Source organism: Luteimonas viscosa (assembly GCF_008244685.1).
In the GTDB taxonomy this organism is placed as follows: Bacteria; Pseudomonadota; Gammaproteobacteria; order Xanthomonadales; family Xanthomonadaceae; genus Luteimonas; species Luteimonas viscosa.
On the sequence record NZ_VTFT01000005.1, the window covers coordinates 1 to 11,921 of the forward strand.

At 66.4% G+C, this 11,921-nt stretch carries 12 protein-coding genes and 1 pseudogene; 2 read left to right on the plus strand and 11 right to left on the minus strand.

Translation table 11 applies throughout. The features are described from left to right. A partial coding sequence (locus FZO89_RS18330) for a helix-turn-helix transcriptional regulator (RefSeq protein ID WP_149104910.1) occupies positions 1 to 1,969 on the plus strand: 1,969 nt, incomplete at its 5' end. 151 nt (positions 1,970 to 2,120) lie between these two features. Here FZO89_RS18330 and FZO89_RS18335 read toward each other — a convergent pair. The 10 genes and pseudogenes from FZO89_RS18335 to FZO89_RS18375 form a co-directional block, all read right to left on the minus strand. Continuing rightward, a complete protein-coding gene (locus FZO89_RS18335; protein ID WP_262378794.1) occupies positions 2,121 to 2,774 on the minus strand; it encodes an NAD(P)H-binding protein in 654 nt (217 codons plus the stop codon). Between the two features lie 15 nt (positions 2,775 to 2,789). Continuing rightward, positions 2,790 to 3,056, minus strand: a pseudogene (locus FZO89_RS19105) (aldehyde dehydrogenase family protein); the annotation flags it as partial. Then, complete coding sequence (locus tag FZO89_RS18340; RefSeq protein ID WP_149104912.1) at positions 3,034 to 3,726, minus strand: type 1 glutamine amidotransferase domain-containing protein; 693 nt, start codon at positions 3,724 to 3,726, stop codon at positions 3,034 to 3,036. The gene FZO89_RS18340 and the pseudogene FZO89_RS19105, both read right to left, overlap by 23 nt. A 23-nt stretch (positions 3,727 to 3,749) precedes the next feature. Further along, complete coding sequence (locus tag FZO89_RS18345; protein WP_149104913.1) at positions 3,750 to 4,490, minus strand: SDR family oxidoreductase; 741 nt, start codon at positions 4,488 to 4,490, stop codon at positions 3,750 to 3,752. 34 nt (positions 4,491 to 4,524) lie between these two features. After that, positions 4,525 to 5,688 carry an LLM class oxidoreductase gene (locus FZO89_RS18350; protein WP_222928175.1) on the minus strand — a complete coding sequence of 388 codons (1,164 nt, stop codon included), beginning with the start codon at positions 5,686 to 5,688 and terminating at the stop codon, positions 4,525 to 4,527. 70 nt (positions 5,689 to 5,758) lie between these two features. Further along, a complete protein-coding gene (locus FZO89_RS18355) occupies positions 5,759 to 6,700 on the minus strand; it encodes an alpha/beta fold hydrolase (RefSeq protein ID WP_149104914.1) in 942 nt (313 codons plus the stop codon). A 248-nt stretch (positions 6,701 to 6,948) separates the two neighbouring features. Beyond that, entirely contained in the window at positions 6,949 to 7,842 is an 894-nt protein-coding gene (locus FZO89_RS18360; RefSeq protein WP_149104915.1) for a pirin family protein, read from the minus strand. A gap of 40 nt (positions 7,843 to 7,882) precedes the next feature. Continuing rightward, positions 7,883 to 8,611, minus strand: a complete 729-nt coding sequence (locus FZO89_RS18965; protein WP_262378795.1) for a nuclear transport factor 2 family protein — start codon at positions 8,609 to 8,611, stop codon at positions 7,883 to 7,885. Between the two features lie 225 nt (positions 8,612 to 8,836). After that, entirely contained in the window at positions 8,837 to 9,508 is a 672-nt protein-coding gene (locus FZO89_RS18370; protein ID WP_149104916.1) for a hydrolase, read from the minus strand. Between the two features lie 350 nt (positions 9,509 to 9,858). Next, positions 9,859 to 10,458: a helix-turn-helix domain-containing protein gene (locus FZO89_RS18375; RefSeq protein ID WP_149104917.1), complete on the minus strand. Its 600-nt coding sequence runs from the start codon at positions 10,456 to 10,458 to the stop codon at positions 9,859 to 9,861. 38 nt (positions 10,459 to 10,496) lie between these two features. Between FZO89_RS18375 and FZO89_RS18970 the strand changes: the two genes are divergently transcribed. Next, the gene (locus FZO89_RS18970; RefSeq protein WP_262378796.1) at positions 10,497 to 10,619 is read left to right on the plus strand and encodes a hypothetical protein; all 123 of its coding nucleotides are present in this window, start codon (positions 10,497 to 10,499) and stop codon (positions 10,617 to 10,619) included. 146 nt (positions 10,620 to 10,765) lie between these two features. On the opposite strand, the gene FZO89_RS18380 is transcribed toward FZO89_RS18970, so the two are convergent. Next, the gene (locus FZO89_RS18380) at positions 10,766 to 11,449 is read right to left on the minus strand and encodes a GOLPH3/VPS74 family protein (protein ID WP_222928176.1); all 684 of its coding nucleotides are present in this window, start codon (positions 11,447 to 11,449) and stop codon (positions 10,766 to 10,768) included. Between the last annotated feature and the right edge of the window lie 472 nt (positions 11,450 to 11,921).

Here is an 11,921-nt window from a genome sequence, read left to right on the forward strand (position 1 = left end):
GGCCAGCCTGCCTGCCGAGACGCAGTTGCTGCTCCTGGTCGCCGCGGCCGACCCGACCGGTGACGTGGCGTTGCTCTGGCGGGCCGCCGCGCACCTGGGAATTGCTCGCGAGACCGTGGCGCCCGCGGAGTCGGCCGGCCTGGTGGAGATCGACACCCGGGTGCGGTTCCGTCATCCGCTCGTGCGCTCAGCGGTCTACGCGGCCGCGACCCCGCCCGACCAGCGCCGCGCACATAGGGTGTTGGCTGCTGTTACCGACGCCGTGATCGATCCCGATCGGCATGCCTGGCATCGGGCCCAGGCAGTACCGGGCACCGACGAGGAAGCCGCTGCGGAACTGGCGCACACGGCCACACGCGCCCGTGCCCGCGGTGGGCTGGCAGCCGCGGCCGCGTTCATGGAACAAGCGGCCATGATGACGCCTGAACCAGGCCGCCGTGCGACCCGCGCGCTCGAAGCCGCGTACGCCAAGCACGACGCAGGCGCGCCCGAGGCCGCCACGGCGCTGCTGGCGGCCGCTGAGGCAGGGCCGCTGGATGCGCTGCAACGCGCCCGCCTCCAGTTGCTGCGCGCCCAGATCGCGTTCCACCTGACGCGCGGCCGCGAGACGCCGGGAATGCTGCTCGATGCCGCCAGGACGCTCGCTCCGCTGGACGGCGCGCTCTCGCGCGAAACCTACCTGCAGGCACTGGAGGCGTCCTTCCACGCCGGTCGCCTGGCACCCGGCCACGGGTTGCTGGAGGCGGCCGAGGCTGCCCGGAATGCGCCTCCACCGCCCAGGCCGCCGCGGCCGACCGATCTCCTGCTGGATGGATTGGTCACGAGATTCACGCAAGGGTACGAAGCGAGCGTGCCCCAACTGCAACGCGTCCTCGCTTCGCTGCGCGATGACGATGACGGTACCGATGACAGTAACCGACGCTCGCTGTGGCTCGCCTGCCATGTCGGAGCGATGCTGTGGGACGACGAGACGATCTACGTGCTGGCCGACCGCGCGGTCCGACTCGCACGCGAAGCTGGCGCGCTGACCACGCTCCCCGCTGCGCTCAATGCCCTGGCCTCGGTGCTCGTGCTCACCGGCGAGCTCACCAGCGCCGCTGAGCTGCTGGCGGAGGAGGGCGCGATCACACGGGCGACAGGTGCTCCGCCGCTCCCGAACGCCAGACTCGTACTGGCTGCCTGGCGCGGCCGGCAGCCGGAAACGTCGGAGCTCTACGCGACCATGGTCGAGGACGCGACGAGGCGAGGTGAGGGCGCCACGGTCGGTCTTGCCCAGGTCTCGCTGGCATACCTGCACAACGGCCTGGGCAACTACGAAGCCGCGTTGGCCGCCGCGACGCCGCCGTGTGAGCATGACGAACTGGCGCACAGCAGCGTTGCGCTGCCCGAGCTGGTCGAAGCGGCCGTTCGTGCAGGCCAGCCGGAGCGCGCCGCTGCCGCTGCGGACCAGCTGGCCTCGCGAGCCAGCGCCAGCGGCACCCAGTGGGCTCTTGGTATGGCGGCACGCTCACGGGCGTTGACCACCACCGGGCCGGGCGCAGAAGACCACTATCGCGAGGCGATCAAGCGTCTCGGAAGCTGCCGGATGGCCACCCATCTTGCCCGCGCCCACCTCGTCTACGGCGAGTGGCTGCGTCGCCGGGAGGGTCGTCGCCAGGATGCCCGTGAGCAGCTCCGGACCGCCCACGAGCTGCTCACTGATATGGGTGCGGCAGCGTTCGCCGAACGTGCCGCAGGCGAGCTGCGGGCCGCTGGCGAGAACCCGCGCAAACGTAACGCCCAGCCGACCGACACGCTCACCGCCCAGGAGCTGCATATCGCACGGTTGGTCGCCACGGGGGCGACGAACCGGGAAGTGGGCACCCAGCTGTTCCTGAGCCCCCGCACGATCGAAGCCCACCTGCGCAGCATCTTCCACAAGCTCGGTATCACCTCGCGCCGGCAGATCAGGGACCTCCAGCTTCCCTGACACCACGGACGCGAGCGGCAACCGGGCCTGGCGATTTCCTGTTCTCAAACTCATGGATGTGCAGGTTTGCGGTGGCCTTGCCCTCGCCGGGGGAGCACCGGGCTCCGGATCGTCCAGCACGGCCCGTTCATCTGGCTGGCCTGGCGCCGCTTCAGGTGCAGGCAAGCGCGCCCACGGCCTCGGCTATCGGCGTGTCGCCCTCGGTAAGCTCGAGGATCTTCCGACTCACCGCGGGCGCATGGACGAGCTCTGCCAGGGTCGCCGCAACATCGTCGCGGCGCACCTCTGTGTGGATCTGTGCAACAGCCAGGCTGACCGTGCCGACGCCCGGGTCGTTCTTCAGGGCAGAGGGGCGAAGGATCACCCAGTCCAGGTTGCTTTCGGACAATGCGATGTCGGCCTGCTTCTTGACTGCCATGTAATGCTCGAAGCCGGCGTCCATGTGCCTCTCCCGCCAGGCCTCCGGGAATACCGAGACCAACAGGAAGCGCTTGACGCCGGCCAACCCGGCCGCGTCTATCGACTTGACCACGCCGTCACGGTCGATTGCCGTGGTCATCTCGTCACTCTCACCGCCGGCGCCGGCGCTGAAGACGATAGCGTCGCTGCCGCGCATGGCCTCCGCCAGTTGCCTGGCCTGGATGTGCAGCAGGTCCCCATGGGTTGCCGCAACTCCAATGCCTGCAAGCCTGCGGGCCTGGTCCGACCGCCGGTACAGGCCGTCGACCTCGTCGCCGCGGTCCTTGAGCATCCGTGCCAGGCGAAACCCGGTTTCCCCGGCGATTCCAACGATAAAGACTTTCATCATGATGCTCCGTCCGGTGCGTACACAGACCATGCAGCGCTCCAGTGCACGCGACACGCGAAACGTGCGTGCCAGGTCACGCGTGCAGAAGTATGCGGCCAAGCCGAACCCGGAGGCGTTGGCGGCCGCCAACGCCTCTGCCTCGGCGGAAACCGCCGATGCGACTGTTCCATGTCGGGAAGACGGAGGAAGAGCGCGCCATCCTGCGAAGGATGTTCGAACACGTCCGGCCCGCCGTACATTCGCACCCCGTAGGCACTCATCGCTTTGCCCGTGCAGCAAGCTGCTCCAGCAGGGCCGCTGCGGCGGGGGCCGATGACGCGGGGTTCTGGCCGGTGGTCAGCAGTCCGTCCCTGACCACATGGGGCGCCCAGTCGTCGCCCTTCGAAAAGCTCCCGCCCAATGCCTGCAGCTCGTCTTCGACCAGGAAGGGCACCACCTCGGTCAGCCCGACGGCCGCTTCTTCGCTGTTGGCGAAGCCGGTGACCTTCTTGCCTTGGACCAGCGGACGACCTTCCGGGGTCCTGACGTGGCGCAGGACGCCAGGTGCATGGCACACCAGCGCGATCGGCTTTCCGGCGCCGAGGAACGATTCGATCAGCGCTGCCGAATCGTTGTCTTCGGCTAGATCCCACATCGGGCCATGCCCGCCCGGATAGAACACCGTATCGAAGTCGGCGTGGGAAACGCTGTCCAGCCGCACGGTGGCGGCCAGCTGCGCCTGTGCGTCCGCATCGGCATCGAAGCGGCGGGTGTCGTCGGTCTGGAAGGCCGGCTCGTTGCTCTTGGGATCGAGTGGCGGCTGCCCGCCCTTGGGCGAAGCCAGCACGATCTCCGCGCCGGCGTCCTTGAACCTGTAGTAGGGTGCGGCGAATTCTTCCAGCCAGAAGCCGGTCTTGCGCCCGGTGTTGCCCAGGGTGTCGTGCGAGGTCAGGACCATCAGTACTTTCATTTCGTTATCTCCAGCGGAAGGAGTCAGAACTCTTGCCTGGTTGGACGCAGGACGATCTCGTTGACGTCCACCTCATCCGGCTGTTCGATCGCGAAGGCAATGGCGCGCGCCACGGAACTGGCCGGGATGGCACTCTTGTAGAAGTCCAGCACCGTCTCGGTGGCGGTGCCGGACGTGCTGAACTTGAGGTCACTATCGACTGCGCCCGGTTCGATCGTCGTGACGCGCACGTGCTCGCCGACTTCCTGGCGCAGGCCTTCCGAGATCGCCCGGACCGCGAACTTGGTGCCCGAGTACACGGTGCCGCCCGGCGCGAACACCTTTAGCCCGGCCACTGAACCGAGGTTGATTACGTGTCCGCTCTCCTGCGCGAGAAAGAGCGGGAGCGCGGCAGCGATGCCGTACAGCGTCCCCTTGAGGTTCACGTCGATCATCGCGTCCCACTCGTCGGTGTCCACTTCGGCCATGGGGCGGATCGGCATCAGGCCGGCGTTGTTGACCAGCACGTCGAGCCTGCCGAAGTCCGCAACCACGGTGGCAATGACCGCCTCCACTCGTGTTTTCTCGGTCACATCGAGTGCGTAGGCGCGAGCGGTGCCGCCCTTTGCCTCGATGTCGGCGACCACTTCCTCAAGTTTGGCCCTGCGTCGCCCAGCCACGGCGACCTTCGCGCCACGCGATGCCAGCAAGCGGGCCGTCTCGGCGCCGAGGCCCGTGCCCCCGCCGGTGATGAGGATGACCTTGTGCTCGATGCCGTTGCTCATGGGAATGCCTGCTTCGTGTCGGAAAGTGGAGGGCTCAACGGGAGGTGGAGAAGTGCGGCAGCACGTACTCGGCCAGTTCCTCGACGGTCTCGTCGGCCGGGCGTTGGTTGTGCAGGAGCTGCAGCGCCACGTGGTTCACGCCCAAGCGCTGCAGTTGGTCGAGGTGGTCGACCAGGGCGTTGCGGCCCAGGCGGAAGCCCAGGAATATCGGTGTCGGTGGCGCATCCGGATGGGTGCTGAGATCGATGAACAGCGGTTGCCCGAATGGCTTGAACGCGCCCTGCGCTTTCTCGGCCAAGGCCAGCTTCCACAGGTCGATGCGTCGCTTCTGGTCCGCCTGATCGCGCGGGTAGGTCATCCAGCCGTCCAGATTCCCGGCGATCCATTGCAGGGATTGCTGGGCACTGCCGATCGCCAGGATTGGCACGCCACCATGGCGGGGCTTGGGCAGCAGGTCGAGTCCGCTCATGTTGCCGAAGGGACCTGACATTTCCGGATAGGCCTCAACCAGGGCGCGCCGGATCACCGTTACCGCTTCCCGGTAGTCGGTGCTGCGGTCCCCATGCCGCCGGTTGAAGGCTGGGAATTCGCTGGGCCGGTCGCCGGATGCGCCTCCCAGCATGAAGCGGCCGTCGGAGACCGCATCCAGCGTGGCGGCCGCCTTGGCCGTGTGCAGCGGGTGCCGCAGCGGCAGTACGATGCCCGCGGTGGAAAGGGTGATTTCCCGGGTCACCGCCGCCAGCTGGCCCAGCCAGACCCAGGGATCGTAGATCTGGCCGGCGTCCCCGAAGCCGGGATCAAACAGTGGCACGTCCCTTGCCCACAGCGCCGCGAATCCAAGTCGATCTACTCGCGTGGCCAGTTCCAGCTGGCCGGTCATGTCTGGCACGCCATGTTCCAGCCGGGCGAGCGGCATCATGAAACCGATGCTTAGGTATCCGGACCTGAAGACCCTTGAGAAGCCGTGATGTTCCGACGGGACCGGCCCCGCCTGGTCAGGGTTGGGGGCCAGAACGGCCTCGGCCGGAAGGGGCACATCCTCCGGATGATCACCGCGGCGAATCCGGTCGTCGGGGGAGTTGACGGCAGTCGCCATCATGCGCACAAGCAGCTCGCCGATACCTGCTTCGGGAACGGCCTCATCCTGCAGTTCGAAGTTGCCGGGGGCACCAAACTTCGTAAGGTCGATCGCTTTCAATCCGGTAGCCCTCCGTGAAATGCAATTCGCTCACGAAGAGGCCCGACATCCCTGTCAGGCCATGCTTTCGTCATTCCTGCAGGAACTGCAGAAGGTCGCGGTTGAGCCGATCCTTGTGCGTGTCGGCAATCCCATGCGGTCCGTCGGGGTAGACGATCAGCCGCGCACCGCTGATCAGCGCGGCGGAGGCGCGGGCGGACGAGTCGACAGGCACGATCTGGTCGTCGCCGCCGTGGATGACCAGGGTCGGCACATCGAACTTCGCCAGGTCGCCGCGGAAGTCGGTGGCCGAGAACGCCGCGATCGAGTCGTACGTATTCTTGTGGCCCGCCTGCATGCCTTGCACCCAGAACGACTGGATCAGTCCCTGGTCGGGCGTGGCGCCGGGACGGTTGAAGCCGAAGAACGGACCCGACGCGATGTCCAGGTACAGCTTCGAGCGGTTGGCGAGCGAGCCTTCACGCAGCCCGTCGAACACCTCGAGCGGCAGGCCACCCGGATTGTCGTCGGTGCGCAGCATCAGCGGCGGCACCGCGGACACCAGCACCGCCTTCTTCACCCGCCCGGTGCCGTGGCGGCCGATGTAGCGCGCCACCTCGCCGCCGCCGGTGGAGAAACCGACCAGGGTCACGTCCTCGAGATCGAGGGCTTCGATCACCGCCGCAAGATCGTCGGCATAGTGGTCCATGTCGTTGCCGTCCCAGGGCTGGCTGGAGCGCCCGTGTCCACGGCGGTCGTGTGCGACCACGCGGTAGCCATGGTCCGCGAGGAACAGCATCTGCGATTCCCAGCTGTCGGAGTTCAGTGGCCAGCCATGGCTGAAGGTGACGACCGGGCCGTCCTTCGGGCCCCAGTCCTTGTAGTAGAGCTGCACGCCGTCGCGGGTGGTGATGGTGTTGGCGTTGACGGTCATTGGGGTCTCCTTGGCGGATGAGTTGGCCTGGGCGACGCTGCCCGACAGCAGCAAGACGGCCAGCAGGGCGGCGACGAAGGGACGCATCAGAATGTTCATGGCAATTCCTCGTTCAGTGGATGCCTTGATCGGCGTCGCTTTCCTGCCTGACTTGGGCAGGTCGGTGTAGCGTCGAGGCCGAATCCGGTCGATTGCGCGGGTGGTACGGGCGGCCGAACTCATTCGATGCGATGCCGGTGCGGGAACGGCCCTCCCGCATCGGGCAATGGTCCCCGCCATGCCAGGCTGCCTGCAGGCCTCGAGGGCCTTCGGGGACTGAGGCATGGCCACCCGGGTTGCGACGGTATTCATGACATCGCCGGCGCGGGCTCGGGGCGCTCGGCCGGCAAGGGGATGAACTCGGCATCGTCCGCATCGGGCAGTTTCATGCGACCCGCCTTCCAGTCCGCCGCGGCCTGCTCTAGCCTTTCCCTGGAGGAGGACACGAAATTCCAGTAGAGGAATCGCTCGCCGACCGGGTCCCCGCCGAGCAGCATCACCGACGAACGCTCCAGTGCCCATATCCAGGCGGGCCGCTCGTCCAGGACCAGCATCTTGCCGGCGCCGTAGGTGACGCCACGCAGCTCGACCGCGCCGCTTGCGATGTACACCGCACGCTCGCGATAGCCGCCCGGAATCTCCGTCGTTGCACCGCGCTCCATGTCCAGGTGCACGTAGAACTGCGGCGAATGGGTGACGACCCCTGAAGTCAGCCCATAGGCGCTTCCGGCGATGACCTGCCCGTGCACGCCGCCATCGCTCCACTGCGGCAGGTCGGCGCAGGCGTGGTGGGAGAAACTGGGCGCCGTTTCCTCGAACTCGACCGGCAACGCGACCCAGGCCTGGATGCCGTGCAGATGATCTCCATGGACGCGTGCGTGTTCGAATCGCTCGCTGTGGGTGATGCCGCGCCCGGCGGTCATCCAGTTGACCTCCTTCGGGCGGATCGCCTGCTCGTATCCCAGGCTGTCGCGATGCATGATCTCGCCGGAGAACAGGTAGGTCACCGTGGACAGGCCGATGTGCGGATGCGGCCGCACGTCGATCCTGCGATCCACGCCGGCCGGGACGTCCACGGGGCCGATATGGTCGAAGAAGATGTACGGGCCCACCATGCGGCGCTTCGGGAAAGGCAGCACGCGACCGACTTCCATGCCGCCACCGAGGCTGCGGCGCCGTTGTTCGATGATCAGTTCCACCATTTCGTATCTCCGTTCACGGGTCGTCTGCGACGCCCAGGCCTCATTGGAAGCGCGAGCCCTCACCGGGATCGAACATTGGGATGCCGGCCCGGGCGCCGGAAGCGGGCACTTCGTCCTGCAATACGTCCCAGTGCTCGGCGAGCTTGCCGCCCTCGATCCGGAACAGATCGATCACTACCTGCGGTCTGTCCGCCCAGCCGTGGATACGGCCGTGGATGGCGACCAAATCGCCTTCGGCAATGACCAGACCGGGCTCGTAGTGCACGGCTTCGGACAGGCCTGCCACCAGCGCCTGCAACGCGGCGCGGCCCTGCGGAATGCCGGGGTTGTGCTGAATATAATCGCGCGCGTAGAGACGTTCGACGGCCGATGCATCGCGGCGCTGGAACAGGGCGGTCATCGCCTCCAGAACCAGCGCCTTGTTGCGCCGGGGGCGATCGTCGAAGGCGACATCCGAAGGCCTTGTGATCGCGAAGGTTCCGGTCATCCGCAGGAGCGTGCCGTCGGGCAGCGTTGCGAAGGAATGGACCAGGCACCGATCGTAGTCCTGGATGTTGGCGACGGTCGCGCCGTCTTTTTCCTGCCAGCTGACGGCGAACAGGCTGTTGCCGAGCGGAAGGACGTGGATGTCGACGACCTCGGTCCGGGCCAGCGGCCCTTCCTTGATCTCGAACTTCAGTCGCGTCGTGGACAGCAGGGTCAGGCTGACCTGGAACTCGGGATAGGAGACATCCATTTCCAGTCCGACGGGAAAGCGGTCCAGCGACATTGCCATGTCCCTCTCTGTGCGGTGTTGGAGCCGAAAGGACTCCATCGAATGCCGGTGCGCGCCGGGTTGCCGATCGAAGCAGTGCATGCGCTCTGCTTCCGGTTGCATGACCGCGGCGCGCGATCATTCGATCGCGGACCGCACCTGTCGGGATCGTGGGCCGCGGAGGGCGCCGCCTGCGATGGATGGCGGTGCCCGAAGAGGCTCCGCCATCTTGACGAATGGTCAGCCCTTGGACGGCACCGGTGTGTTGAGCAGTTGCTGCTCCCACAGGTACGCGATGCCGCTGCCGGCCGCGTGCTGGAGCACCACATCGTTCAGGGCCATCGCGGTTTCGCTGCGCGCCCAGTCTCGCTGCCATTCGGACGCCAGCGCCAGCCAGGTCATGAGGTTGACGCCGGCCGCGGCCATGCGCTGGATCGCCACCTCGTGGGCCTCGACCGACGTCGCCCCCGAAGCATCGGTCACCACGGTCACGTCCCAGCCTTCGCCCGCGGCCTGGATCGCCGGCATCGCCACGCAGATCTCGGTCCACAGGCCAGCGAGGACCAGTTGCTTCCGGCCTGTCGCCTTCACGATGTCCACCACCTTCCTGTCTTCCCATGTGTTGATGAAGGTGCGGTCGATCACTTTCTGGCCGGGGAACACCTCGGTGATCTGCGGAAAGATCTTGCCGCCCCGGTCCTCGACCACGCTGGTCAGGACGGTGGGGACGCCGAAGACTTTGGCCGCCTTGGCCAGGCCCGCCGCATTGTTGACGGCCATGTGCGGATCGTGGCTGTTGAGATTGCTGAGCTGGTAGGGCTGGTGGTCGATCAGGACCAGCACCGAGTCTTCGGGGCGGAGAAGCGAAGAAAGTCCATTGCGGAAAGTGGCGGCGCCGGGCGTCGTGGTCATGCGATTGGTCTCCTCACGGATGGGGGGAAGGAGAGAACGTCATTCTCCTTGGCCTCCAGTGTCGACCGCCTGGGCGCCAGGGTGATTGCCTTTTAGTACGGTGATTTGTACGAAAGCATCGTAGGGAGCGTTCTTCGATCGGGAACCATCGGCCCGTGTTTCGATACTCGAGACCAATCGCCCCATGATGGCGAGCTTGGACACGACCGAAGCACATGGATCCACGAAGGCCTCGCTGCCGCTGGTCGCGAACCACAGGTGCCCGTCCCCGCTCCGGTGGGCGATCTGGACGGTGCTTCCGTCGTCGACCGCGAACCCGCACCCGGCTGTCTGCCCGCGGCCTCTCCGGCTCACCGAAATGCGTGACGAAACGTGGCCGGGGGCGGCGGAGGCCCGGCGGCGTGTCGCCGTCGCCAGGCCGTGGGGCTGTCGCCGACGAGGCGACGGAACACGCGAGTCAGGTGCGCCTGATCGTACATCCCGCACGCCAGCGCAATCTGACACATCGAGTCCTCCGTCGTCAGCAGCAGCCGCTGTGCGAACTGCACTCTCTTGCGGGAGACATAAGTCATCGGCGCCTGGCCGAAGCTTCGTTTGAATGCACGCGAGAAATGGCTCGCGCTGAGACGAGTGAGCGCGGCGAGGTCCTTCACCCGGATCGGTGAATCCAGATGCGCCTCGATGTATGCGACCGTACGACGGACCTGCCAATCGGCCAACCCGCCGTAGGAGCACGCGGACGGACCGGATTCGGGAACAGGGTCTTCGTGCAGCAGATCGAGTGCGCGCGCGACACAGGTTCTCGCGAGTTCACGATCGGATTGCAGAGCGGCTTTGGCTTCGTTCAACAATACCGCGACGTCGGCGGGGTTTTGCCTGTAGTCGACAGGTGCACCGATGTGCTCTGCCGAGCGGGCCGTTTCGACATTGGGAGTCATTGAATCGGTCATGGGGGATAGTGCGTGGCAGGTGGCCTTGCGTGCGCCGGATGACCTGGAAGGATCTCAACCGCCGTGAAACGGTGATCGTGAGTCAGGATCGCGCAGGTGGCGGAACGTTCGCATCGGTTGAAGTCCCTGTCTCGCCGCCGGTCTTCACCGCGCTGCTGTGAAGGTGTGTCCGGAACGCCGCGGAAAACGTGGATTGGGCCTGGCAGATGCCTCCCGATCGCATTGGGGGACACAGCTGCCCGTTCGAGTAGCCCCCGGGGGCGAGCGTCGACGGACCACGTCTCGTGTGTGCGGCGGTTGCGGGGCGTTAGCCAAGCTCCTTGTTCTGAGGGGGCACGGAGGCTGCAATGATGCCGATCATCTCGGCCGTAGCGCGCGCGACCGCCTGGGTGGCGCCCTCGGCGCTCCAGTTTCCACGTTCGAGTTCCTGTGCACGCGTGATGACAGCCGGGCTCCAGGGGATCTCGGGGTCGAGCTGATGGAGCGTGCCGCTTCCCCATATCAGTGCTGCCAATGCAGCGACACGGGGCGTCGGTCCCACACCGTCCACAAGAACGTTGCGGACCTCTCCGATGAGGCCGGACCTGCGTCCGCTTTCTCCGTCCTTGAGGGTCGTTGTCTTGAGCATGCCGAGCACTTTGCCGTTCTCCTCACGGATGTCGCCTCGCGCAATGAGACGCTCCAGAAGTGGCTGCCGTAGTGCCGGTCCGATCGCGACGAGCATGGCCTGTACCACGCGCGGCGTGTCCGCGGCATAGTCCCACGCCGAGCGCAGGATCTCGTCCGACGGGGCCGTGCCTTCTGCTTCCACAATTGCGGAGCCGGCCCGGGTTGTTGTGGTCGCCACGCTTTCATTGAAGGTGAGTTCTGCCAGCACGGCCCCGGCCAGCACGTAGTGCAGGGTGTTCTCGCCTGCGATGGCGCCGGAGTCGGGCTGGAACAGCACAAGCAGAAGATCCTCCGCAAGGGTCGGGGCAGTGAGATCCATCATTGGTCGCTCCTTGTCTTGGATGTCTCGATAGGTCGATGGTGGCCGGGCCGGCCTGGTCGTGGGTCGAGCCTAGGAACGTACGCAGCGCGGTATCGTTGCAACGGCGTTCGAGTCCCGGGACTTCTTCCTTGCCAGGGGTTTGGACGAGAACGGCGTGCTCACCTCTTGACCCGGCCGTAGCAGGTGACTGCAATGTCGTCAGGATCGCGCCGATGGCGGAACGTTCGCGTCGGTGAAAGCCCCTTAGGTGCCCGCCGGCCTTCACTGTTCCGAACCTGACGGTTGACGTCGACTCGAACAGCGCCGGACAGCGTGGCCGGCGAGCGCTCGAGCAACGCGCAGATATCTCCCCGGACGCGGTGCGCCCCATGCCCGCCTGGTCTGATCGTATCGACTGGAACCGGCGTGACAACGTAAGCTGAACCCGTGACTTCGATGCGGCCTCGCGCTGGCGCACCACGGTTGTCCCTTC

Bases quoted from the DNA above. Each gene is read 5' to 3' on its own strand.
- FZO89_RS18335 (WP_262378794.1), bottom strand. From the start codon at position 2,774: ATGAAAGTCTTTATCGTTGGAATCGCCGGGGAAACCGGGTTTCGCCTG.
- FZO89_RS18340 (WP_149104912.1), bottom strand. From the start codon at position 3,726: ATGAAAGTACTGATGGTCCTGACCTCGCACGACACCCTGGGCAACACC.
- FZO89_RS18345 (WP_149104913.1), bottom strand. From the start codon at position 4,490: ATGAGCAACGGCATCGAGCACAAGGTCATCCTCATCACCGGCGGGGGC.
- FZO89_RS18355 (WP_149104914.1), bottom strand. From the start codon at position 6,700: ATGAACATTCTGATGCGTCCCTTCGTCGCCGCCCTGCTGGCCGTCTTG.
- FZO89_RS18360 (WP_149104915.1), bottom strand. From the start codon at position 7,842: ATGGTGGAACTGATCATCGAACAACGGCGCCGCAGCCTCGGTGGCGGC.
- FZO89_RS18965 (WP_262378795.1), bottom strand. From the start codon at position 8,611: ATGTCGCTGGACCGCTTTCCCGTCGGACTGGAAATGGATGTCTCCTAT.
- FZO89_RS18370 (WP_149104916.1), bottom strand. From the start codon at position 9,508: ATGACCACGACGCCCGGCGCCGCCACTTTCCGCAATGGACTTTCTTCG.
- FZO89_RS18375 (WP_149104917.1), bottom strand. From the start codon at position 10,458: ATGACCGATTCAATGACTCCCAATGTCGAAACGGCCCGCTCGGCAGAG.
- FZO89_RS18970 (WP_262378796.1), top strand. From the start codon at position 10,497: ATGACCTGGAAGGATCTCAACCGCCGTGAAACGGTGATCGTGAGTCAG.
- FZO89_RS18380 (WP_222928176.1), bottom strand. From the start codon at position 11,449: ATGATGGATCTCACTGCCCCGACCCTTGCGGAGGATCTTCTGCTTGTG.